24 protein-coding genes are annotated in these 20,780 nt (G+C 66.4%); 6 read left to right on the forward strand and 18 right to left on the reverse strand.

Annotation, left to right across the window (positions count from 1 at the left end; genetic code table 11):
• Positions 1-312: 312 nt before the first annotated feature.
• From slmA to argB, 3 genes are read right to left on the reverse strand one after another with little or no spacing between them, the layout of a single operon-like run.
• Positions 313-888: a nucleoid occlusion factor SlmA gene (gene slmA, locus AC6LKD_RS25595; RefSeq protein WP_013396742.1), complete on the reverse strand. Its 576-nt coding sequence runs from the start codon at positions 886-888 to the stop codon at positions 313-315.
• A gap of 53 nt (positions 889-941) precedes the next feature.
• Positions 942-1,688, reverse strand: a complete 747-nt coding sequence (locus AC6LKD_RS25600) for a pyrimidine 5'-nucleotidase (protein ID WP_013396741.1) — start codon at positions 1,686-1,688, stop codon at positions 942-944.
• A complete protein-coding gene (argB, locus tag AC6LKD_RS25605; protein WP_013396740.1) occupies positions 1,688-2,590 on the reverse strand; it encodes an acetylglutamate kinase in 903 nt (300 codons plus the stop codon). Before argB ends, AC6LKD_RS25600 begins: the two co-directional genes overlap by 1 nt.
• A gap of 266 nt (positions 2,591-2,856) precedes the next feature.
• On the opposite strand from argB, the gene AC6LKD_RS25610 reads away from it, so the two are divergent.
• Positions 2,857-3,645 (forward strand): MetQ/NlpA family ABC transporter substrate-binding protein, encoded by a 789-nt coding sequence (locus AC6LKD_RS25610; RefSeq protein WP_013396739.1) that lies wholly within the window; start codon positions 2,857-2,859, stop codon positions 3,643-3,645.
• Between the two features lie 145 nt (positions 3,646-3,790).
• Here the strand turns inward: AC6LKD_RS25610 and AC6LKD_RS25615 are convergent, their stop codons facing one another.
• The 4 genes from AC6LKD_RS25615 to AC6LKD_RS25630 all read right to left on the reverse strand — a co-directional run bounded on the left by AC6LKD_RS25615 (position 3,791) and on the right by AC6LKD_RS25630 (position 6,179).
• Entirely contained in the window at positions 3,791-4,285 is a 495-nt protein-coding gene (locus AC6LKD_RS25615; RefSeq protein WP_013396738.1) for a peroxiredoxin family protein, read from the reverse strand.
• Positions 4,282-5,022: a BON domain-containing protein gene (locus tag AC6LKD_RS25620; RefSeq protein ID WP_498117826.1), complete on the reverse strand. Its 741-nt coding sequence runs from the start codon at positions 5,020-5,022 to the stop codon at positions 4,282-4,284. The genes AC6LKD_RS25615 and AC6LKD_RS25620 overlap by 4 nt, the downstream gene beginning before the upstream one ends.
• Entirely contained in the window at positions 5,019-5,612 is a 594-nt protein-coding gene (locus tag AC6LKD_RS25625) for a phosphoheptose isomerase (protein ID WP_013396736.1), read from the reverse strand. The genes AC6LKD_RS25620 and AC6LKD_RS25625 overlap by 4 nt, the downstream gene beginning before the upstream one ends.
• An 84-nt stretch (positions 5,613-5,696) precedes the next feature.
• Entirely contained in the window at positions 5,697-6,179 is a 483-nt protein-coding gene (locus tag AC6LKD_RS25630) for a YraN family protein (RefSeq protein WP_013396735.1), read from the reverse strand.
• Between the two features lie 67 nt (positions 6,180-6,246).
• Between AC6LKD_RS25630 and rsmI the strand changes: the two genes are divergently transcribed.
• Positions 6,247-7,182, forward strand: a complete 936-nt coding sequence (gene rsmI / locus AC6LKD_RS25635; RefSeq protein WP_498117827.1) for a 16S rRNA (cytidine(1402)-2'-O)-methyltransferase — start codon at positions 6,247-6,249, stop codon at positions 7,180-7,182.
• 3 nt (positions 7,183-7,185) lie between these two features.
• Positions 7,186-7,770: a methylated-DNA--[protein]-cysteine S-methyltransferase gene (locus tag AC6LKD_RS25640; RefSeq protein WP_013396733.1), complete on the forward strand. Its 585-nt coding sequence runs from the start codon at positions 7,186-7,188 to the stop codon at positions 7,768-7,770.
• A 67-nt stretch (positions 7,771-7,837) separates the two neighbouring features.
• On the opposite strand, the gene AC6LKD_RS25645 is transcribed toward AC6LKD_RS25640, so the two are convergent.
• Together AC6LKD_RS25645 and rapZ are read right to left on the reverse strand one after the other, a co-directional pair.
• Entirely contained in the window at positions 7,838-8,800 is a 963-nt protein-coding gene (locus tag AC6LKD_RS25645) for a septal ring lytic transglycosylase RlpA family protein (RefSeq protein WP_498117828.1), read from the reverse strand.
• Positions 8,797-9,669: an RNase adapter RapZ gene (rapZ, locus tag AC6LKD_RS25650; RefSeq protein WP_041656741.1), complete on the reverse strand. Its 873-nt coding sequence runs from the start codon at positions 9,667-9,669 to the stop codon at positions 8,797-8,799. Before rapZ ends, AC6LKD_RS25645 begins: the two co-directional genes overlap by 4 nt.
• 184 nt (positions 9,670-9,853) lie before the next feature.
• On the opposite strand from rapZ, the gene AC6LKD_RS25655 reads away from it, so the two are divergent.
• Together AC6LKD_RS25655 and AC6LKD_RS25660 are read left to right on the forward strand one after the other, a co-directional pair.
• Positions 9,854-10,606, forward strand: a complete 753-nt coding sequence (locus AC6LKD_RS25655; protein ID WP_498117829.1) for a c-type cytochrome — start codon at positions 9,854-9,856, stop codon at positions 10,604-10,606.
• A 12-nt stretch (positions 10,607-10,618) separates the two neighbouring features.
• A complete protein-coding gene (locus AC6LKD_RS25660) occupies positions 10,619-11,902 on the forward strand; it encodes a c-type cytochrome (protein WP_013396729.1) in 1,284 nt (427 codons plus the stop codon).
• 33 nt (positions 11,903-11,935) lie between these two features.
• Here the strand turns inward: AC6LKD_RS25660 and AC6LKD_RS25665 are convergent, their stop codons facing one another.
• The 9 genes from AC6LKD_RS25665 to AC6LKD_RS25705 form a co-directional block, all read right to left on the reverse strand.
• Positions 11,936-13,369, reverse strand: coding sequence for an aminotransferase-like domain-containing protein (locus tag AC6LKD_RS25665; protein ID WP_498117830.1), 1,434 nt, complete (start codon positions 13,367-13,369; stop codon positions 11,936-11,938).
• A 22-nt stretch (positions 13,370-13,391) separates the two neighbouring features.
• A complete protein-coding gene (hprK, locus tag AC6LKD_RS25670) occupies positions 13,392-14,318 on the reverse strand; it encodes an HPr(Ser) kinase/phosphatase (protein WP_013396727.1) in 927 nt (308 codons plus the stop codon).
• 21 nt (positions 14,319-14,339) lie between these two features.
• Positions 14,340-14,795, reverse strand: a complete 456-nt coding sequence (locus AC6LKD_RS25675; RefSeq protein ID WP_006389881.1) for a PTS sugar transporter subunit IIA — start codon at positions 14,793-14,795, stop codon at positions 14,340-14,342.
• 348 nt (positions 14,796-15,143) lie between these two features.
• Positions 15,144-15,482, reverse strand: a complete 339-nt coding sequence (gene hpf, locus AC6LKD_RS25680; protein ID WP_013396726.1) for a ribosome hibernation-promoting factor, HPF/YfiA family — start codon at positions 15,480-15,482, stop codon at positions 15,144-15,146.
• Positions 15,483-15,704: 222 nt separating this feature from the next.
• Positions 15,705-16,499: an LPS export ABC transporter ATP-binding protein gene (gene lptB / locus AC6LKD_RS25685; RefSeq protein ID WP_013396725.1), complete on the reverse strand. Its 795-nt coding sequence runs from the start codon at positions 16,497-16,499 to the stop codon at positions 15,705-15,707.
• Positions 16,500-16,531: 32 nt separating this feature from the next.
• Entirely contained in the window at positions 16,532-17,158 is a 627-nt protein-coding gene (gene lptA / locus AC6LKD_RS25690; protein ID WP_498117831.1) for a lipopolysaccharide transport periplasmic protein LptA, read from the reverse strand.
• Positions 17,155-17,787 (reverse strand): LPS export ABC transporter periplasmic protein LptC, encoded by a 633-nt coding sequence (lptC, locus tag AC6LKD_RS25695; protein ID WP_013396723.1) that lies wholly within the window; start codon positions 17,785-17,787, stop codon positions 17,155-17,157. The genes lptA and lptC overlap by 4 nt, the downstream gene beginning before the upstream one ends.
• A gap of 37 nt (positions 17,788-17,824) precedes the next feature.
• Positions 17,825-18,433 carry a KdsC family phosphatase gene (locus AC6LKD_RS25700; RefSeq protein WP_013396722.1) on the reverse strand — a complete coding sequence of 203 codons (609 nt, stop codon included), beginning with the start codon at positions 18,431-18,433 and terminating at the stop codon, positions 17,825-17,827.
• A complete protein-coding gene (locus tag AC6LKD_RS25705; protein WP_498117832.1) occupies positions 18,430-19,419 on the reverse strand; it encodes a KpsF/GutQ family sugar-phosphate isomerase in 990 nt (329 codons plus the stop codon). Before AC6LKD_RS25705 ends, AC6LKD_RS25700 begins: the two co-directional genes overlap by 4 nt.
• A 102-nt stretch (positions 19,420-19,521) precedes the next feature.
• Between AC6LKD_RS25705 and purT the strand changes: the two genes are divergently transcribed.
• Positions 19,522-20,739 carry a formate-dependent phosphoribosylglycinamide formyltransferase gene (gene purT / locus AC6LKD_RS25710; protein WP_013396720.1) on the forward strand — a complete coding sequence of 406 codons (1,218 nt, stop codon included), beginning with the start codon at positions 19,522-19,524 and terminating at the stop codon, positions 20,737-20,739.
• Positions 20,740-20,780 lie beyond the last annotated feature (41 nt).

Here is a 20,780-nt window from a genome sequence, read left to right on the forward strand (position 1 = left end):
CATCTCCGGTTGAGGTCAAACTGCCGACACACCGCCCCGCGAGACAACGGGATAGGTCAAATCGGTGTGTCGACGCTACAGCATGATCGTGACGGCATTGCGGAAAACCCGTATTGATACAGATCAAGCCTGTGGAGATTTGGGCTTGTCGAAAACCTCTGACGGGCATTATGCTCGTCGCCCCGCGCCGCGGGCAAGCGAAGATTGTTGCGTAGAACAACGCTAATCGGCGATGAAGCAGGCAAACAGGGGATCAATTAGATCGTGCCACGATGCTAATCGGCACTGTGGCCGGATCACCCGGCCGGCTGCTCAACCCAGTGCCAGCCGCAGCTGTTCATCCAGATGCAGGGTGGGCGCGACGCGCCAGCCGCTCTGCGCATAACGCAGCCAGCGGCCCAGCACCAGGTGCGTCAGCAGGCTGGCATGCGCCGCCACATTCGCCTGCGGCGGCAGGCCGCCATCGGTGACGGCGATGCGCAGCGACTGCTTCAACGACGCCTCGATGCGGTCGTTGATGTGGTTGATGCGTTCCTGCAGGCGGTTGTCTTCCGTGACCAGCGCGTCGCCGGTCAGCACGCGCGTCATGCCCTTGTTGCGTTCCGAGAAGGTCAGCAGCATGGAGACGGTCTGGTGCGCCTGGGTCAGGCCATGGGGTTCGGCGATGGCGATCTGGTTCACCAGCGTGAAGATGCTGGTTTCGATGAATTCGATCAGCCCTTCGAACATCTGCGCCTTGCTGGCGAAGTGCCGGTACAGCGCGGCTTCAGAGACTTCCAGGCGCGCGGCAAGCGCGGCCGTGGTGATGCGGGAGGCGTGCGGCTGCTCCAGCATCTCGGCCAGGGTTTGCAGAATCTGGGTCTTGCGCTCGCCGGGTTTGCTCGCCATGGAGGGGTCTGCTCTTGCGCAGGCTTGACGGTGAAGGGGGGAGGAGCGCGCCGTTATCCCCGCAAGGGGCGTCGGCGTAACAGCAAATCACTGACGGAGTTTACCCGCAAGTCGACGTAGGCCGGCCGTTGCGAACGGCCGCGGGCGAACGGCGTCCCGGGGTGATACACGTGCACGGTGCGCAGACCGGCCTGGCGCGCGCCGCGCAGATTGGCCAGCGTGTCTTCCACCAGGACCGCGTTGCGCGCCTGCACGCCTTCGCGGGCCAGCACATGGCGCAGCAGCGCGGGCGACGGCTTGGGCCGGAATTCGCCATGCAGACGCATGTGCTCGATGGCCCACAGGCTGTCGAACTGCCGCAGGATGCCCAGCCGCGCGAGCACCGCGCGGGCGTAGTGCAGCGGCGCGTTGGTCAGCAGCACCTTGCGGCCCGGCAACCGGCTCAGCTTGTAGGCGAGCGCTTTTTCCGAGCGCACCAGCGGGCCGACGTCGAAGTCGTGGCTGCGATGCAGGAATTCGTGGGGATCCACGCCATGATGCCGGACCATGCCTATCATGGTGGCGCCGTAGCGCTTCCAGTACAGCGAGCGCATGCGGTTGGCGGTATCGATGTCGACGTTCAGCGCCTCGGCCACGGCCATGGTCATGCCCTGGTCGATCTTGGGGAAGATGGCGTGCGAGGTATCGTGGAGCGTATTGTCCAGGTCGAACAGCCACAGGCGTTCGGAAACGCCCGTGGCGGTGCGGCGGGACCGGCGCATGCGCAGCGCCGGCCGCAGCAGGTAACGCTGTGCCCGCATCAGTGCGAGCTGATCATCGTGCCCACGCCCTGGTCGGTCAGGATTTCCAGCAGCAGGCAGTGCGGCACGCGGCCGTCGACGATGTGCACCGAGTTCACGCCGTTCTTGGCGGCGTCCAGCGCGGACGAGATCTTGGGCAGCATGCCGCCGGAGATCGTGCCGTCGGCGAACAGTTCGTCGATGGTCTGGGCCGACAGGCTGCGCAAGAGCTTGCCGCCCTTGTCCAGCACGCCCGGAGTGTTGGTCAGCATCAGCAGCTTTTCGGCGCCCAGCACTTCCGCCATCTTGCCGGCGACGACGTCGGCATTGATGTTGTAGGCCGTGCCGTCTTCGCCATAGCCGATGGGCGAGATGACGGGGATGAACTGGTCGTCCTGCAGCGCCTTGACCACGGCCGGCTCCACCATGGTGATGTCGCCCACGAAACCGATGTCGATGGGCTCGGACGGATTGTCCTTGTTGGCCATCAGCTTCTTCTGGGCCTGGATCAGTCCGCCGTCCTTGCCGGTCAGGCCCACGGCCTTGCCGCCGACCTCATTGATCATCATGACGATGTCCTGCTGGACCTGGCCGCCCAGCACCCATTCGACCACTTCCATGGTCTCGGCGTCGGTGACGCGCATGCCCTGGATGAAGGTGCCCTGTTTGCCGATGCGGCGCAGCGCGTCGTCGATCTGCGGACCGCCGCCGTGCACCACCACCGGGTTCAGACCCACCAGCTTCAGCAGCACGACATCGTGCGCGAAGCTGCGCTGCAGACGCTCTTCCGTCATGGCGTTGCCGCCGTACTTGACCACGATGGTCTTGCCGTGAAATCGTCGGATATACGGCAGTGCTTCAGACAGCACAGCGGCTTTGACAGCAGGAGACGAAACGGCAGCAGGGTCGGGGGTGTCGGTCATGGCAGCTAAGTCGGCAAATATACGTATGAGTGGTTAGAAAAAATGCCTGCACAAAAACGCGTTCGGGACGCGGTAGCGCAAGCATACGACGGATTGTAGTACCCCCAGGTTTCTTATGCTTTAAACCCATGTTCATATGCCCGACAAATAACCGGCATTCAGGTAAATTGGGGGCGATTTCGCAACGGCGCGCCCCCCAAAAGGGGGCAGGGCCACACCGGCAGGGGCATCAGCCCCCGATTTTTTACCCATAAAAGAGGCAACACATGCGTTTGAACTTTGTCCGGTCCGCCCTGGCGGCGTCGGTCTTCCTGGTGGCGGCGAACGCCGCCCATGCCGAAAAAATCGTGGTGGGCGCGACCCAGGTCCCCCATGCCGAGATCCTGGAAGTGGTGAAGCCGCAGCTGGCCAAGGAAGGCGTGGAGCTCGACATCAAGGTGTTCAGCGATTACGTGCAGCCCAACCTGCAGCTGGCGGACAAGCAGCTGGACGCCAACTTCTTCCAGCACAAGCCCTACCTGGATTCCTTCAACAAGGACCGCAAGGCCACGCTGGTGCCGGTGGCGCTGGTGCACGTCGAGCCGTTCGGCGGCTATTCCAAGAAGATCAAGAGCCTGTCCGAACTCAAGGACGGCGCCACGGTCGCAATCCCGAACGATCCCTCCAACGGCGGCCGCGCCCTGGTGCTGCTGCAGAAGCAGGGCGTGATCAAGCTGAAGGACCCGTCCAACATCCTGGCGACGGCCGCGGACGTGGTCGAGAATCCCAAGAAGCTGAAGTTCCGCGAACTGGAAGCCGCCATGCTGCCGCGCTCGCTCGATGACGTGGACCTGGCGCTGATCAACACCAACTACGCGCTGGAAGCGGGCCTGGTCCCGACCAAGGACGCCCTGTTCATCGAAGGCTCGGATTCGCCCTACGCCAACATCCTGGTGACCCGTTCGGACAACAAGGACGCGCCGGGCATCAAGAAGCTGGTCCAGGCCCTGCACACGCCCGAGGTGAAGAAGTTCATCCAGGACAAGTACAAGGGCGCCGTGGTTCCGGCATTCTGAGCCCGATCCGCCTGGCCTGATCTGGAAGCCGCCCGTAGCCCGGGCGGCTTTTCTTTTGGTGCGCGCAGGGCTGCCTGCCCGGCCCGCAAGGCGAAAAAAACCGCCCGGTCAGGGGCGGTCTGGCGCGGATGCCGCGTGGCGGGACTCAGCCTGCCGCCAGGGCTTTTTCCACGGTGGCGTGGAATTCCGCCACGTCGTATTCGCCCAGGTAGCGCTTGATGATGCGGCCCTGCTTGTCGATCAGGAAGGCCGTGGGCGTCAGGCGGATGTCGCCGAAGGCGCGGGCGATGTCGCCCTTGGTGTCCAGGGCCACCGGGAACGGCAACTTGCGCGTGTCGGCGAAGTTCAGCACGAAGTTGGGCGGGTCGTAGTTCATGGCGACCGCGATCGCCTCGTAGCCCTTGGACGCGTACTCGTTGTAGGCCGAGATGGTTTCCGGCATCTGCTTCACACAGGTTACGCAGCTGGTGGCCCAGAATTTGACCAGCACGACCTTGCCGCGCAGGTCCTGCATCGAGAAGGTCTTACCTTCCAGCGTGGTGAAGGTGACGTCGGGCGCGGTCTGGGCGGGGCGCATGACGAACCAGGCGCCGATGCCGACCGCCACCAGGACGGCCAGTGCGATGATGGCTTTCTTCATTTGATGGGCATGGCCTCTACGCCGCTGCTGGTGCCGGCCGCGGTGTCGCTGGGTGCGCCGGCGCCGCTTTCGATGGGCGCTTTGGTTTCCGTGGAAGTGTTGGACTTGGAACCGGTGTTCGACAGCCGGATGGCTTCCTCGCGGCTGATCGTCTCGAACAGTTTAACCACCTTGGCCACGCCGCCGACGTCGGCGGTGGCGTTGGCGGCATATTCGCCTTCGGTCTGCGTCAGCTTGCCCATCAGGTAGACGACACTGTGGTCGGTCGTGACCGCGATGGTGCCCGAGGGCACGTACTTGGTGTTGAGCAGGGCGGTCTTGACCTTGGAAGTCAGCCAGGTGTCGTTGGAGCGCGTGCCGAACGAGGCGATGGGGCCCACGTTCAGCTGGTTGATGACCTGTTTGACGTTTTCCACGCCCTGGGCGATGGCGGTGGCCTGGTTCTTGGCCTCCTCGGTGGGCACGTCGCCGGTCAGCAGCAGGTGGCCGCCGTAGGCCATGGCATTGACGCGCGCGGTGTCGCCCAGCTTCTGCGAGATCTGGCTTTGCGCCTTGAACGCCATGTTCTGGTCTTCGAGCTGGACGCCGGAGGTGCGGCGGTCCGTCACGACGACCGCGGTGGTGGCGGCCGCGCCGCCCACGATCAGGGGCGCGCAGGCCGTCAGCGAGAGCGCGGCGGTGGATAGCGCCGCGGCGAGCATCAAGGGGCGGGCTGCGGTACGGACGTCAGAAATCATTCGGTGTCTCCAAGCAGAAGAGCGTCAATGCCGTCGCACAGCGCGTGCAGCAGCAGAATATGGACTTCCTGGATGCGCATCGTGCGATCGCTGGGAACACATAGATGGACGTCCATCGGCGTAATGAGTTCCCCCATGACGCCGCCGCCCTTGCCGGTCAGGGCAAGCACGTGCATTTCGCGGGCGCTGGCGGCTTCCATGGCGCGCACCACGTTGGGGGAATTGCCGCTGGTGGATATGGCCACCAGCACGTCGCCGGCCTGGCCGAAGGCGTTGACCTGGCGTTCATAGATCTCGTCGAAACCGTAGTCGTTGCCGACTGCGGTGAGGATCGAGGTGTCGGTATTGAGCGCGATGCCGGCCAGCGGCAGGCGTTCGCGTTCAAAGCGGCCCACCAGTTCGGCGATGAAATGCTGCGCATCGGCGGCAGAGCCGCCATTGCCGCAAGCCAGAATCTTGCCGTTGTTTGCCAGGGCGCCGAACAGCACGTCCACCGCCACTGCCAGCGGCTCGGCCAGGACGTTCATACTTTGTTCGCACGCAGCCATGGCGTCGCGAAAGTGCGACGTCATACGAGAGGTCATATCCATGGGCGCGATTATCTCACGGGGCCGGGGCGCGGTTCTGTCCAGGCGTAACGACTATCAGGCAGGCCGTTACCGGGGCGGCGGGCCTCAGGTTTGCCAGAATGCGCCGCGCAGCCATTGGGGATCGCCGGCTTCGAACACGACTGCGTCGAAGCGCGCGGCGGGCGGCCTGCCGTGCCAGTGGCGCCGGGCCAGCTCGGGCAGCCAGAAGGCCGCGGCGCGGGCCAGCCGGGCCTGCTTGTCCGGGCCGATGCTGGCCGCGGCGCCGCCAAAGCGGCTCGGGCCGCGGGAGCGGACCTCGACGAACACCAGGATGTCGCCGTCGCGCATGGCCAGGTCGATTTCGCCGGTGCGGGTCTGCAGATTGCGCGCCAGCAGGACCAGGCCGCGCGACTGCAGCAGGCGCAGGGCGGCGTCCTCGTGGTGGTCGCCTTTGCGTTGGGCGGGCGAGCGGCGCGGGGGCGGACGATCAGCGGGCGCTGCGCGTGCGGATCGGCGCCGGCGCCTGGCGGCGCGGCGGCGGGCCGCCAGGGCCAGTTCGCAGGCCAGTCGCAAGGTGTCATCCGTCATGAACGCTCCAGAGGTGGCGGGGCATAGGCGGCTACACTGACATGGTTTCCCGTGTCAGTAGGCTGCAATGAATCAAAATGTCTCACCTCCCCCTGCCGGAGATGCCTGGTCCCGCGTCGCTGAACGCGTGGCGGGGCAGCATTGGCCCGCTGCGACGCTGTATGTCGTGGCCACGCCGATCGGCAACCTGGGCGACCTGGGGCTGCGCGCCTGGCACGCCTTGCAGCGGGCCGACGTGATCGCGGCGGAAGACACGCGCGCCAGCCGCGCCCTGCTGGATGCCTGGGGCGTCGGCACGCCGCTCATGGCAGCCCACCGCCACAACGAAGCCGCCGCGGCGCAAACGATCTGTGAACGCCTGGCGCAGGGCCAGCGCGTGGCGCTGGTGTCCGATGCGGGCGCGCCCGCCGTCAGCGATCCTGGCGCGCGCATCGTGCGTGCGGTGCGCGAGGCCGGCTTCGGCGTGGTGCCGGTGCCGGGACCCAGCGCGGTCATCGCCGCGCTGATGGGCAGCGGCGTCACCACTGACGAAAATCCCGGCTATGCCTTCGCGGGCTTTCCGCCGCCCAAGGCGGTGGCGCGCCAGCGCTGGCTGCGTACCTGGTGCGCCTTGCCCGCGCCTGTCGTCATGTTTGAATCGCCGCACCGGCTTGCGGCCACGCTGGCCGACTTGCTGGAAGTGTGCGGTCCGGACCGCCTGCTGACCGTGGCGCGCGAACTGACCAAGCGCTTTGAAGAGATCGCTACATTTCCGATGGGCGAGGGCGCGGCCTGGCTGGCCGCGGACGCTCACCGCGAGCAAGGCGAATTCGTGCTGATCGCGCACGCCCCTGCCGAGCATGAGGTGGACGAAGATGCCGACCCGCGCGCCGATGCGCTGCTGGACGCCTTGCTGGAGTCGTTGTCGCTGCGCGACGCGGCGCGCGTGGCGGCCAAGGTTTCCGGACTGCCGCGGGACGTGCTGTACAACCGGGCCCTGGCCCGCAAGAAATCGGCGGAGTAAGACATGGTGTATTCCACAATCGTGTCCAACAAGCCCGCGGATCCCGACGAACGCCTGGTCTACCGCGATATCCCCACGCCGCTGGGCGACATGCGCCTGGTCGCCAGCCCCAAGGGGCTGCGCGGCGCCTGGTTCACCGACCAGGAACTGCTGCCTGCGGCAGATGGCTGGATCCTTACGGACTCCGATCCCATCCTGGAACAGGCGCGCCGCGAACTGGACGAATGGTTCGCTGGCCAGCGCCGCGTCTTCGATGTGGCGCTGGATCCCGTGGGCACCACCTTTCAGCACCAGGTCTGGCATGCCTTGTGCGACCTGGAGTTCGGCGTGCTGACGAGCTACGGTGATCTGGCCCGCACCGTGGGACGGCCCAAGGGCGCCCAGGCGGTCGGCGGGGCGGTCGGACGCAATCCGATCAGCATCATCATCCCGTGCCACCGGATCATCGGCGCGGACACCTCGCTGACCGGCTTCGGTGGCGGGCTGCCGCGCAAGCAGGCCTTGCTGGCGCACGAAGGCAATTTCTACCGCAGCCGCAGCGCAAGCGCACGCCGGGTTTGCGACGGGCAGGCCGAACTGCCCTGGTAGGCGGGCAGGCCTGGCCTGAGAGCCGGGCTTGTTGCGCTTATTGCCGCTTATTGCGTCAGGGCCGGGCTTACTGCGAGGCGATGCTGGGCAGGATGCCGATGCGGTCCGAGACCAGCGGCACGGCGTTCAAGGCGCTCTGGCGGTCGGGGTAGGGGCCGATCTTGACCCGATAGAGATTATTCGACTGTTCGACCGACGCGGGCGGCGCGCCTTCGGCGCCCAGCTGCGTGTTGATGCGGCTGACCAGCGACTGCGCGTTGGCCGACTGGCTGAACGCACCCACCTGCAGATAGACGCTGCCGATGCCGCCCGCCGCCGGCTGGCGCACCGGCGCCGAGCCGGGCGCGGGCCCAGGCAGGGGTTCGGCCGCAAGTGCCACCGGCACGGCGGCGACCGGCGCCAACACGGGCGAGGAGCCCGTTGCCGACGAAGGTTCAGGCGCGGCCGTGGCGGGCGCGCCCTGCGAGGCCAGCCGCCGGATCTCGTCCTGCGGTATGGCTTCCACGATCACCTGGCCGCTGCCGGGGCCGATGATGCCCAGCTTGTGCGCGGCGACATAGGACAGGTCCATGATGCGGTCGCTGTGGAACGGGCCGCGGTCGTTCACCCGCACGATGATGGTCTTGCCGTTGACCATGCTGGTGACGCGGGCGTAGCTGGGCAGCGGCAGCGTGGTGTGGGCGGCCGTCATGGCGTACATGTCGTAGGACTCGCCGATGGACGTGGAATTGCCGTGGAACTTCTTGCCGTACCACGAGGCGGTGCCGCGCTTCTTGTACGGCTGCCCGCTGGTGTCCGGCACATAGCGCTGGCCGAACACCACATACGGCCGGTTCGCGCCGCTGGCGTAGGGTTCGATCCTGGGCACCGCGTCGGGCACCTGGTCCAGGTTCGAGGGCGGATTCGCGTCCGGCCCGTCGTCCTTGTAGTAACCGCCGCCCTTTTTGCGTCCGCCGGTGGAGGAGCAGCCCGCCACGGCAATGGCCAGCAGCAGCATCATGAACAGGCGGGTCGGGCGGGACAGGGTCATGCGGATTCGTCAGGCAGTTGGGTGCGATGGCGCACCAGCAGCGGGTCGTGGTCGGCAAAGCGCAGCGCCAGTTGTTCGACCACATACACCGAACGGTGCTGGCCGCCGGTGCAGCCGATGGCAACCGTGAGGTAATTGCGGGTGTCTTGCGTGTACTGCGGCAGCCAGCGGTTCAGGAAGCCGGCGATGTCGTCGATCATCTGCCCGACCAGGTCGAAGCCTGCCAGCCACGCAGCCACGGGCTCGTCGCGGCCGGTCAGCGGCCGCAGGTCGCGGTCGTAGTAGGGATTGGGCAGGCAGCGCACGTCGAACACCAGGTCCGCGTCTCGCGGCACGCCGCGCTTGTAGGCGAAGGACTCGAAGGTCAGCACCAGCGGCGCGCGGTCGGCCTTGATCAGGTCGCGGATCCACACGCGCAGCTGGCCCGGCGTCAGGTCCGAGGTGTCGATGACGTGTTCCTGTTCGCGCAGCGGCGCGAGCAGTTCGCGTTCCAGCGCGATGCACTCGGTCAGCGACGGAGTCGTGCCTCCGCGCTGCAGACGGTCGGTCAGCGGATGGCGGCGGCGGGATTCGGAATAGCGCTGCACCAGCGTCGCGGTGCTGGCGTCGAGGAAGACCACGCGCAGGCTGGTGCCCATGGCGCGCAGCGCGGTCACCACATCGGGCAGTTCGGCCAGTTCGCCCGGCGAGCGGACGTCGATAGCGACTGCGACGCGCTCCATGCCGTCGTCCCGGGCGTTGGCGATGAACTCGGTCAGGAACCGCACGGGCAGGTTGTCGACGCAGGTATAGCTGGCGTCCTCGAGCATGCGCAGGGCGACGGACTTGCCTGAGCCTGAGATGCCGGTGACGAGGACGACTTTCAACATGGACATGATTGTGGCACGCTTTTCGAGGACGATGCCGGCGGGATGACATCTGATATGGCCGTAAACTGCCAATCTGCGCCTGTACCGGTTTGGCTCCCGTAGCGTAAGCTTGGGGCCGGATACTCGACAGATTCACATACGCGCCCCGCCGTCATGCGTTTCGGGGGAATGGAATTCGACCTAGATGTTAGCCTTCATTTCCTTTCGTAGTGTTTCACTGCCGCGTTTTTGGGCAATTTCCCTGCTAGGGGCCGCTGCCGTCTTCATGACGGCGCCCGCTCAGGCCCAACCCGCACCGCAGGAGAGCCTGCGTCCGGACACCATGGACGCCCGCGTCGCCGCCTGTACGGCCTGTCATGGCGCGCAGGGTCGGGCCGGCGCCGATGGCTACTATCCGCGCCTGGCCGGCAAGCCCCAGGAATACCTGTACCACCAGCTGCTCAACTTCCGTGATGACCGGCGCCAGTACCGGCCCATGACGCACCTGCTGACCGGACTGCCTGACGATTACCTGCGCGAGATGGCCGCGTATTTCTCCACCCAGCACGTGCCGTATCCGGCGCCGACGCGCGCCGAGGTCTCCGCCGCCACGCTGGAAGCCGGGCGCAAGCTCGCCTTGAACGGTGACGCCGCGCGCGGCCTGCCCGCCTGTGCCGCCTGTCATGGCGCCGCCTTGGGCGGCGTGCTGCCTGCCATCCCTGGGCTGCTGGGCTTGCCGCGCGACTACATCGGCTCGCAGATCGGCAGCTGGAAGAACGGCCTGCGCCGCGCGGCCGCGCCTGACTGCATGGCCGACATCTCCAACAAACTCACTCCCGAGGATATAGGCGCGCTGGCCGCGTGGCTGTCCTCGCAGCCCGTGGTGGAACCCTACGCGCCTGAAGCCGCGGGTTCGATACGCCTGCCCGCGGAATGCGGCAGTCAGGCGCAACGGTAAGGGAGAGGCCGGATGTCGCTCATGAAGAAAGTCCTGTCGGTCCTGGTGCTGCTCGCGGTTGTCGCGGTGGGCGGCCTCTATTGGATGGGCACGCGCGACGACGCCAGCACCGGCCCCGCCGCGGCCGCGGACGACGCCGCGACGCTGGTCGAACGTGGCCGCTATCTGGCCTTGGCGGGCAATTGCATGGCCTGCCACACCAGCCGGGGCGGCAAGGCGCTGGCGGGCGGCACGCCCATCCCCACGCCGTTCGGCACGGTGTACGGCCCGAATATCACGCCCGACGAGAAGACCGGCATAGGCGCGTGGAGCGCCGACGATTTCTGGCAGGCCTTGCACAACGGCAAGTCGCGCGACGGCACGCTGCTGTATCCCGCCTTCCCCTACACGGAATACACGCGCGTGACGCGCGCCGATTCCGACGCGTTGTACGCCTATCTGCGCACCGTGGCGCCCGTGAACCAGCCCAGCCGGCCGGCCGAGATGGAGTTCCCCTACGACCAGCGGGCGCTGCTGGCCGGCTGGCGCGCGCTGTACTTCAAGCCGGGCGTGCAGGAAGCCGATGCGGGCCAGTCGGTGCAATGGAACCGTGGCCGTTACCTGGTGGAAGGACTGGGGCATTGCGCCGCCTGCCATACGCCGCGCAACAGCCTGGGCGGGTTGCGTTCGGCCGAGCCACTGGCCGGCGGCGTGATTCCGGTACTGGACTGGTACGCGCCGCCGTTGACCAACGATATGGAGACGGGCATGGGCCGCTGGTCGGCCGAGGACATCGCCGCCCTGTTGAAGACCGGTGTTTCAAAGCACTCCAGCGCCAGCGGCCCCATGGCCGAAGTGGTGTTGGGCAGCACCCAGCACCTGACCGACGCCGACGCGCTGGCCATCGGCGTCTACATCAAGTCCCTGCCGGCCACGCCGGCCTCGACGGAGCGCGCGCGTCCAGCGGTCGGGCCGGCGGCCATGGAGCTGGGCGGCAAGATATACCGCCAGCAATGCGCGCAATGCCACCAGCCGGGGGGCGAGGGCAGCGGCACGGCCTGGCCCGCGCTGGCCGGCAACCCGACCGTCACCGCGCCGTCGCCCGTCAACGCCATACGCATGGTGCTGGACGGCGGCTACGCTCCGGCCACGGCGGCGAACCCGCGGCCGCATGGCATGCCGCCCTTTGGGCAACTGCTCAACGACAGCGATATCGCCATGCTGGTGACGTACATCCGCAATAGCTGGGGCAACGAGGCAGGCGGCGTGACGCCGCTGGAGGTCAAGCGGGCGCGCGCCGCGTCGACGCTGAACTAGGGCTGGTGCGCTACCAGGAGCCTTGCACAGGCTCTAGCGAGTCTTCAAGGCAAGCGAGCAGGCTTCGCGCGCCAACTCGCCCAGTACGCGGATGGCGGTCTGCGCGGCCGCATCCCAGGGATGCCCATAGTTCAGGCGCAGGGCGCTGCCGAACTGCCCGCTGGCCGAAAATATGGGACCCGGCGCCACGCTGATGCCGCGTGCCAGCGCCTGCCGGTGCAGCGCCAGCGCATCAACGGCAGCCGGTAGCTCCAGCCACAGGAAGAATCCGCCTTGCGGCCGTGTCACGCGCGTGCTGGCGGGAAATTCCTGGGCGATCGCCTCGGCCATGCGCTGTTGCTGCGTCTGCAGCGTTTCGCGCAGGCGGCGCAGGTGGCGGTCGTAGCCTCCCTGTTCCAGGTACTCGGCGATCGCGCCCTGGGCGGGGCCGGACGCCGACAGCGTGGACGACAGCTTCAAGCGCTGCACGCGCTGGGTGTAGCGGCCGGCGCTGGCCCAGCCGATGCGGTAGCCCGGCGCCAGACATTTCGAAAACGATGAGCAATGCAACACCAGCCCCTGGGTGTCATAGGCTTTGGCGGGCACGGGCCGCGCCGGACCGAAGTACAGCTCGCCATACACATCGTCTTCGATCAACGGGATGCCGTGGCGCGCGAGCAGTTGGACCAGTCGCCGCTTTCTTTCATCCGGCATCAGGCTGCCGAGAGGATTCTGGAACTGCGTCATCAGCCAGCATGCCTTGGGCGCGTGGCGCTCGATGGCGGTCTCCATCGCGTCCAGGTCGATGCCAGTGCGCGGATGGGTCGGTATTTCCAGCGCCTTCAGTCCCTGGCGTTCGAGCGCCTGCAGCGCGCCGTAGAACGTCGGCGCTTCGACCATGACCGTGTCGCCAGGCTGCGTGACTGCCTGCAGGCACAGGTTCAGCGCTTCCAGCGCACCATTGGTGACGACGATGTCGCTGGCCGGCACGTTGATGCCGCCGATCAGGTAGCGCAGCGCGATCTGGCGGCGCAGGCCCGGATTGCCCGGCGCCAGGTCTTCCACCGTGTCCAGCGGATCCTGGCGCTTGAGGTGCGCGGCCATCGCCTGGGCCAGGCGCGGCAGCGGAAACAGCAGCGGGGAAGGGAAGGCGGAGCCCAGCGGGGTCACGTCGCGGTTGCGCACCGACCCCAAGATGTCGAAGATGCGCTCGCTGATCGCGAGTTCCGTGGATTCGCCGTCGGGGTTGGAGGCGCCGGGTTCCGGCGGCAGGGAGGCGGCAGGCGCGTTGACGTAATAACCGGAACGCGGCTGAGCCCGGATCAGGCCGCGCGCTTCCAGCAGGTAGTACGCCTGGAACACCGTCGACGGGCTCAGCCCGCGCGCCGCGCAGGCGTCCCGCACGGAGGGCAGCTTGTCGCCCGCGCGCAGCACGCCGTCGCGGATCGACTTGGCGATCTCGGCGGCCAGGTTTTCATACAGGCTCAAGGTGCCGCCGGACGCCGCGCGCTTACTTGCTGCTTTGCAGGATCGCCATGGCCTGGCGTTCCATGAATTCGCCCAGCGTGTCGATGCCGCGCAGCTTCAGTATCGTGTTGCGCACGGCAGCTTCCACCAGCACCGCCAGATTGCGGCCGGCTGCCACTTGCAGCATGACCTTGCGCACCGGCAGGCCCAGCATGTCCTGCGTGATGTCCTGCAGCGGCAGGCGCTCGAACTTGTCCTGCGCGGTGGCGCGCACCAGATGCACGATGAGCTTGAGGCGCATCTTGCGGCGCACGGAGGTCTCGCCAAAGATGGTGCGGATGTCGAGCAGGCCCAGGCCGCGCACTTCCAGCAGGTTCTGCAGCAGCTGCGGACAGTGGCCTTCGATCATGTTGGGGGCGGTACGCGAGAACTCCACGGCGTCATCGGCCACCAGGCCGTGTCCGCGCGAGATCAGTTCCAGCGCCAGTTCGCTCTTGCCCAGGCCGGATTCGCCGGTGATCAGCACGCCCAGTCCCAGCACGTCGAGGAACACGCCGTGCACGGTGGTGGTGGGCGCCAGCTTCTTGCCCAGGTAGATGCGCAGCAGGTCGATCAGCTGCGCGGCCGCCACCGGCGTGGACAGGAGCGGCACCTGATGCTGGTCGCACTGGTCGATGAGGTCTTGCGGCGGCGTCAGGCCGTCGGCCAGCAGAATCGCCGGGACGCCGCCGATCAGCAGCTCATCCATGTGGTGCATGCGGCGGCGCAGGTCGAAGCGGGTGTAGTACGCCAGCTCTTCCTGTCCGAACACCTGGATGCGGGACGGGTGGATCAGGTTCAAGTGGCCGACAAGGTCCGCGGCCGACATGCCGTCGTCGGGAATCGCGCGGTCCGCGGCGCCCTGGCCGGAAATCCAGTTAAAGGGGATTTTGTCGGCGTTGTCGTCGACGAGTTCCTGCACCGTGAGCATGGCAGCGTTTCCGCGAGGAGGTCAGAGTTGGCCGGTCGTCAGCATCTTGTGGACGACAGCCGGATCGGGCTCTGTGGCCAGGGCTTCGCGCAAGGCCTTGTTCGACATGAGCTGCGCCAGTTCGGCCAGGATGTCCAGGTGCTGCTGCGTGGCTGTTTCCGGCACCAGCAAACAGAGCAGCATCGACACCGGCTGCCCGTCAGGCGCATCGAAGGTGATGGGCTGGGCCAGGCGGATGAAGGCCGCGAGGGCCTGCTCCAGGCCCTTGACCCGGCCATGCGGCACCGCCACGCCCTGTCCGAGCGCGGTGGAGCCCAGGCGTTCCCGGGCGAACAGGCTGTCGAACACGAGCGCGCGCGCCAGGCCATGGTTGTTTTCAAAGAGTAGACCGGCCTGTTCGAACGCACGTTTCTTGCTCGTTGCGAGCATATCGAGCACGACGTTGCCGGCGGGTAGGATGCGCGACAAATGATTCATCGGATCATTATATGGTTATATGATGCACTGCAATAATCGGCCTCTGGGATGCGCGCTCGGCACGCTCGCATCATGGGGCGGCAAGAGCGACAGCATAGACCGATAGCGGCGGATTGTGGGCATTCTTGCGCCTGGCGGCAGGGCGGCGCCATGGGAAACGTCGGAAATCGGGGGAAAACGGAATCGCCGGCGGAACCGGGAATGGGGGACAAAGAAGGGGAAGGCTACGGGAGGGCAGTTTGCCGATGCCCCGGCTGGACGTTGCGTCTAGCGGGACACCGGGACTTAGGCAGGATTTCTAGAATCGCTGTTTAGCTAATCTCGCGGTGCGAGTGATCATGAAGCGCGTTACTGCTGGGGTGGCGTGAGATTCGCCGCTTGCCGCTTCACGGACTCCGCCGTGTGACTTCGTACCTTGTCCTTGTGCTTGATGACCTGACGGTCGACTTTGTCAGCAAGAAGGTCTATGGCTGCATAGAGGTTTTCATCGGTTGCTTCACAATGAATGTCCTTACCGCTTAGACGCATGGTGATTTCGGCTCTATGCCGCAGGGGCTCTACCGAGAGCATGACCTGGGTATCGATGACGTGATCGAAATGCCGCAGCACTCGCGCCAGTTTGTTCATGACATATTCCCGGATGGCCGGGGTGACGTCGAGGTGACGACCGCAGATGCTCAGGTTCATAGTGTGCTCTCCTTCTAAAAGAGGAAAAAAGGGTGCGCGAAAAGCGCGGCTGATTCGTTAGGCGTTCTCCTTGATTGAGCGGGTTCGTTTAGTACTAGTGTATAGACTCGGGCCGATAAAACAAGCTGACCTAGCGCAAGTTCATGGCATTTTTATGGCTGAGCCCCCAGGGTGCATGCGCCTTTGCGCAGGCGGCGCCTAGGGGTCTTCCCCAGGGCCGCATTACATGCGGAAATGCTCTCCCAGATAGACCCGGCGCACGGCCGGATCACCCACGATTTCATCGGGGTGGCCGTCGGTCAGAACCTTGCCTTCGCTGATGATGTAGGCGCGGTCGCAGATGCCCAGGGTTTCGCGCACGTTGTGGTCGGTGATCAGCACGCCGATGCCGCGCCCCTTCAGGAATCGCACGATGCGCTGGATCTCGATGACGGCGATGGGGTCCACGCCGGCGAAGGGCTCGTCCAGCAGGATGAAGCGCGGGCTGGTGGCCAGCGCGCGCGCGATTTCCACGCGGCGGCGTTCACCGCCCGACAGGGAGATGGCGGCGTTGCTGCGGATGTGGCCGATTTGCAGCTCTTCCAGCAGCGCTTCCATCTGCTCGTTGATCTTGGGCGTGGACAACGGACGTCCATCCGGCCCTGTTTGCAGTTCCAGCACGGCGCGGATGTTCTGTTCCACCGTCAGGCGGCGGAACACGGATGCATCCTGGGGCAGGTACGACAGGCCCATGTGCGCACGCTTGTGGATCGGCATGGAGGTGATGACGGATCCGTCGATCTCGATGCGGCCCGCGTCCGCGGGCACCAGGCCCACGATCATGTAGAAGCTGGTGGTCTTGCCCGCGCCGTTGGGGCCGAGCAGGCCGACCACTTCGCCGCTGACCACGGACAGGGACACGTCCTGCACCACGGTCCGGCCGTTATAGGTTTTGCGCAAACCGGTTGCGCGCAGGCTGCCCTGCTTGACGCCCGAGGGGGCGGAGGTTACCGGAGTCGGCACTGAAGGTTGGTTCATCGTGGCTGCGAGTGGTGTTGCATGGGAGGCGTTCAACGCCCCTTCTTGGCTGCCTGCTGCTTGCGGCATTCGGCGATGGCGGCATCCGACTTGGCGCGCGGCTCAGCGACCGAGCGGACCCGGCCGCCGGCCGCGGCAGAGTTGGGGCCGCCATGGGCTTCGTAGGTGCCGGTCTTCTCGTTGTAGCGTACCCGTTCGCCGCGAATGGTGTCGAACGGTTTTCCACAGACAAAGCGGGTCACGACCGCCTGGCCGATCAGGTCGAAGGTGCTCTTGGTGCCGTCGTATTCGGCGCGCAGGCCGGTGCCTTCGATGAGTTCGAAGGTTTCCGGACGTTCCTGGCGGATGGTCACGATCTTGCCCTTGTTGGCGGTGGCCGTGCCGAACTGGTTGCCTTGCGCGTCCTCGTTCATTTCCAGCACGTCTGACGTCAGGGTCATGAGGCCGCGCGTCATGTTGACGTTGCCCGTGAACACGCTCTTCTTCTTTACGTCGTCGTAGTGGAGGGTATCCGACAGGATCAGCGTGCTGGGTTCTTCAGCCGGCGTCGCTGCCTTGGGCGCATCCGCGGCATGGGCCGGGGCCAGCGCTGAAGCCGTCAGCAGGATGGCGCCGAGCAAGCGGGTCGTCGGGGCAAGGAGAATCCGGAGGTCGGTCATGGTTTTTTCTGGTCAGTGTTGTTGGCGGGAATTTCGGTCCGGCGTTGCTGCTTGCCTTCGGAACCGGCAATTTCCACATCGGTCGATGCCGAAACCTGCAGTTGGCGCGTCTTGTTGTTGTAGTGCATGCCCGTGCCGTTCATGCGCGAACGGCCCTTGATGACTTCCGCGGGCAGGTCGGTGTAGACCACGTCGTCGTCGGGCAGAATGATCAACTGCTGGCTGCGCACGTCCAGCAGGTCGTTATTGGCGTCCGGCTGGCGGCGCACGTGGGCGTCGCCGTTCATGACGATGCGCTTGCCGCCTTGCTCCATCACTGCGGTCTTCGAGATGGCCACGGTGATGGGGTTGTCCTCGCGCTGGCCCACCGCGCGCGGCGAGGTCACGTGGTAGGAGTCGTCATCGGGGAAATGTTCTGCGTATACGCCTTCGAGCCGGTTGATGGGTTTGCCGTTCGGGTCGGTGCGCAGCATGACGAAGTCGCGCGACCAGGCGTCCATCTCGTGGGTGACGCGGCGCGGCGGATCCGTCTGGATTGCCCGCTGCGCGTAATCCGCCGCCCACCACGAACTGGCGACCAGCACCAGCAGCAGGAACAGCGCGATCAGGGAGGGAAAACGTTCTTTCATTGGATCTGCCGCAGGGGCCTATGGGTTGTCCTGGCAATCATTGGATGGCGCCCGGGCCGAGCAGGCCCGGCGCCGCCAGGAATGCGCCCAGGCGTCCCTGGGCCGCCAGCAGCAGGTCGCAGCATTCGCGTACTGCGCCGTTGCCGCCGGTGTGCGTGGACACCCAGTGGGCGGCCTGGCTGACATAGCCCGGCGCGTTCGGCACGCTGGCGGCGAAGCCGGCGCGCTGCAGGGCCGGCAGGTCGATGACGTCATCGCCCATGTAGCCGGCCTGGTTCAGTTGGACACCGGAACGCTGCGCAAGTTCGGCCAGGGCGCCGCCCTTGTCGCGGACGCCCTGGATCACCTCGGCGATGCCCAGTTCGGCCGCGCGGCGCGCCACGATGGGGCCGGAGCGTCCGGTCATCAGAGCGACCTTCAGGCCGCCTTCCATCAACAGGCGCAGCCCGTGGCCGTCCAGCGCGTTGAAGCGTTTTTGGAGTTCGCCGTTCTCGCCGTAATAGAGACTGCCGTCGGTCAGCACGCCGTCCACGTCGAACACCATGAGACGCACCGCGGCGGCGCGTTCGCGCACCCCGGCGGGGATGCGGGCCAGGACCAGCGCTTCGGCCGGATGGGTCATGGGAACAGAAAGAGTCATAGTCATACCACTTTGGCGGCCATCAGATCGTGCATGTGCAAGGCGCCGAGCAGAACGCCGTTGCTGTCCAGCACGAGCATGTGGTTGAGCCGTTGTTTGTCCATTTGCTGGGCCGCCTCGACGGCCAGCGCGTCGGGGGTGATGCTGCGCGGCGAGCGCGTCATGCCGGATTCGACGGTCAGGCTGCGGATGTCGCCCTGACGCGCGATCAGGCGGCGCAGGTCGCCGTCGGTGAAGATGCCCACGGGGCGATGCTGGGCGTCGGTCACGACGGTCATGCCCATGCCCTTGGCGGACATGACCTCCAGCGCCTGCGAGACCGGTGTGCCGGCCTGGACGATGGGCAAGGCGTCGCCTTGGCGCATGACGTCGCGCACGTGGGTCAGCAGGCGGCGGCCGAGGGCGCCGCCCGGGTGCGAGCGGGCGAAATCCTGCGGGCCGAAACCGCGGGCTTCCAGGCAGGCGACGGCCAGGGCGTCGCCCAAGGCCAGGGCTGCGGTGGTGCTGGCCGTGGGTGCCAGATTCAGGGGGCAGGCCTCCTGGGCCACGCTGGCGTCCAGGTGGACGTCGGCCAGCCGCGCCAGTTCGGACTGCGGATTGCCGGTAATCGCGATCAGCTTGGCGCCCATGCGGCGGGCGACGGGAAGTATCGTCAGCAATTCCTGGCCGGAGCCCGAATAGGAAATCGCGATCAGGACGTCGTCCTGGGTGATCATGCCCAGATCGCCGTGGACGGCCTCGGCGGCGTGCACGAAAAAGGCCGGCGTGCCGGTCGAGGCCAGGGTCGCCGCGATTTTTCGGGCGACATGGCCAGTCTTGCCGATGCCGCTGACGACCACCCGGCCGCGACAGGCCAGCAGCATCGCGACGGTCTGCGTGAAGCTGTCGTCCAGCCGGGCCGACAGGTCCATCAGACCCTGGCATTCAATCTGCAGCGTTCTGCGCGCAGATGCCAGCGCGGTCTCGGACGATGTTGTGGGATGGTCAGTCATACAGGGATTTTAATATCAGTATGCGGGTTTGCCCCCGGAAAGGCCGTATGGCATGCTGGCGGGTCATTTCAACGGCTTTCCAACTTTTTCCAGGCTCGCTCCATGTCCAGCATTTCCAGCCCCGTCCTTGGCACGCCCCTGTCCCCCTTGGCCACCCGCGTCATGCTGCTCGGATCTGGCGAATTGGGCAAAGAGGTCATCATTGCCCTGCAGCGGCTGGGCGTGGAAGTGATTGCCGTGGATCGGTATGCCGATGCTCCGGGCCACCAGGTGGCGCACCGGGCGCATGTGGTCTCGATGACGGACCCGCAGGCCCTGCGCAAGGTCATCGAACAGGAACGGCCCCACGTTATTGTCCCCGAAATCGAAGCCATTGCCACCAATTTGCTGGTGGAACTGGAAGAGGCGGGCGTGGCCCGGGTGACGCCGACCGCGCGGGCGGCCCAGTTGACCATGAACCGCGAGGGCATCCGCCGCCTGGCGGCCGAGACCCTGGGGCTGCCGACCTCGCCCTACCGCTTCGTCGACACCGAGGAAGAACTGCGCGCCGCCATCGATGGCGGCATAGGCTATCCCTGCGTCATCAAGCCGGTCATGTCGTCCTCCGGCAAGGGCCAGTCCGTGATCAAGAGCGCCGACGACGTCGAATCCGCCTGGCGCTACGCCCAGGAGGGCGGTCGGGTGGGCGGCGGGCGCGCCATCGTCGAAGGCTTCATCCGTTTCGACTACGAAATCACCCTGCTGACCGTGCGCGCCCGCGGCGCCGACGGCCAGGTCGAAACCCGCTACTGCGAACCCATCGGCCACAAGCAGGTTGACGGCGACTACGTGGAAAGCTGGCAGCCGCACCCGATGTCTCCCGCCGCGCTGCAGCGCTCCCGGGAAATCGCGCTGGCGGTCACGTCCAACCTGGGCGGCCTGGGCATTTTCGGCGTGGAATTGTTCGTGGCGGGCGACCAGGTTTGGTTCTCGGAAGTCAGTCCGCGTCCGCACGACACCGGCATGGTCACCATGATCACGCAGGTCCAGAACGAATTCGAGCTGCACGCCCGGGCGTTCCTGGGGCTGCCGGTGGACACCAGCCTGCGCCAGCCCGGCGCCAGCAGCGTCATCTATGGCGGCATCGAGGCCGCCGCGGTGTCGTTCCACAACGTGGCCGAAGCGCTGGCTGAACCCGGCACCGACATCCGCCTCTTCGGCAAGCCCGAATCCTTCGTCAAGCGCCGCATGGGCGTGGGCCTGGCCGTGGCCGACGACGTGGCGGCGGCCCGGGCCAAGGCCAAGCGGGTGTCGGCGGCGGTGTCCGTCAAGGCCGGCTGACCGCTCTTTTTCCCCTGTTCAGGCGGCCACCAGCCCACGGG

Source organism: Achromobacter sp. D7-1, assembly GCF_059760445.1.

Bases quoted from the DNA above. Each gene is read 5' to 3' on its own strand.
- slmA (WP_013396742.1), bottom strand. From the start codon at position 888: ATGGCGAGCAAACCCGGCGAGCGCAAGACCCAGATTCTGCAAACCCTG.
- AC6LKD_RS25600 (WP_013396741.1), bottom strand. From the start codon at position 1,688: ATGCGGGCACAGCGTTACCTGCTGCGGCCGGCGCTGCGCATGCGCCGG.
- argB (WP_013396740.1), bottom strand. From the start codon at position 2,590: ATGACCGACACCCCCGACCCTGCTGCCGTTTCGTCTCCTGCTGTCAAA.
- AC6LKD_RS25610 (WP_013396739.1), top strand. From the start codon at position 2,857: ATGCGTTTGAACTTTGTCCGGTCCGCCCTGGCGGCGTCGGTCTTCCTG.
- AC6LKD_RS25615 (WP_013396738.1), bottom strand. From the start codon at position 4,285: ATGAAGAAAGCCATCATCGCACTGGCCGTCCTGGTGGCGGTCGGCATC.
- AC6LKD_RS25620 (WP_498117826.1), bottom strand. From the start codon at position 5,022: ATGATTTCTGACGTCCGTACCGCAGCCCGCCCCTTGATGCTCGCCGCG.
- AC6LKD_RS25625 (WP_013396736.1), bottom strand. From the start codon at position 5,612: ATGGATATGACCTCTCGTATGACGTCGCACTTTCGCGACGCCATGGCT.
- AC6LKD_RS25630 (WP_013396735.1), bottom strand. From the start codon at position 6,179: ATGACGGATGACACCTTGCGACTGGCCTGCGAACTGGCCCTGGCGGCC.
- rsmI (WP_498117827.1), top strand. From the start codon at position 6,247: ATGAATCAAAATGTCTCACCTCCCCCTGCCGGAGATGCCTGGTCCCGC.
- AC6LKD_RS25640 (WP_013396733.1), top strand. From the start codon at position 7,186: ATGGTGTATTCCACAATCGTGTCCAACAAGCCCGCGGATCCCGACGAA.
- AC6LKD_RS25645 (WP_498117828.1), bottom strand. From the start codon at position 8,800: ATGACCCTGTCCCGCCCGACCCGCCTGTTCATGATGCTGCTGCTGGCC.
- rapZ (WP_041656741.1), bottom strand. From the start codon at position 9,669: ATGTTGAAAGTCGTCCTCGTCACCGGCATCTCAGGCTCAGGCAAGTCC.
- AC6LKD_RS25655 (WP_498117829.1), top strand. From the start codon at position 9,854: ATGTTAGCCTTCATTTCCTTTCGTAGTGTTTCACTGCCGCGTTTTTGG.
- AC6LKD_RS25660 (WP_013396729.1), top strand. From the start codon at position 10,619: ATGTCGCTCATGAAGAAAGTCCTGTCGGTCCTGGTGCTGCTCGCGGTT.
- hprK (WP_013396727.1), bottom strand. From the start codon at position 14,318: ATGCTCACGGTGCAGGAACTCGTCGACGACAACGCCGACAAAATCCCC.
- AC6LKD_RS25675 (WP_006389881.1), bottom strand. From the start codon at position 14,795: ATGAATCATTTGTCGCGCATCCTACCCGCCGGCAACGTCGTGCTCGAT.
- hpf (WP_013396726.1), bottom strand. From the start codon at position 15,482: ATGAACCTGAGCATCTGCGGTCGTCACCTCGACGTCACCCCGGCCATC.
- lptB (WP_013396725.1), bottom strand. From the start codon at position 16,499: ATGAACCAACCTTCAGTGCCGACTCCGGTAACCTCCGCCCCCTCGGGC.
- lptA (WP_498117831.1), bottom strand. From the start codon at position 17,158: ATGACCGACCTCCGGATTCTCCTTGCCCCGACGACCCGCTTGCTCGGC.
- lptC (WP_013396723.1), bottom strand. From the start codon at position 17,787: ATGAAAGAACGTTTTCCCTCCCTGATCGCGCTGTTCCTGCTGCTGGTG.
- AC6LKD_RS25700 (WP_013396722.1), bottom strand. From the start codon at position 18,433: ATGACTATGACTCTTTCTGTTCCCATGACCCATCCGGCCGAAGCGCTG.
- AC6LKD_RS25705 (WP_498117832.1), bottom strand. From the start codon at position 19,419: ATGACTGACCATCCCACAACATCGTCCGAGACCGCGCTGGCATCTGCG.
- purT (WP_013396720.1), top strand. From the start codon at position 19,522: ATGTCCAGCATTTCCAGCCCCGTCCTTGGCACGCCCCTGTCCCCCTTG.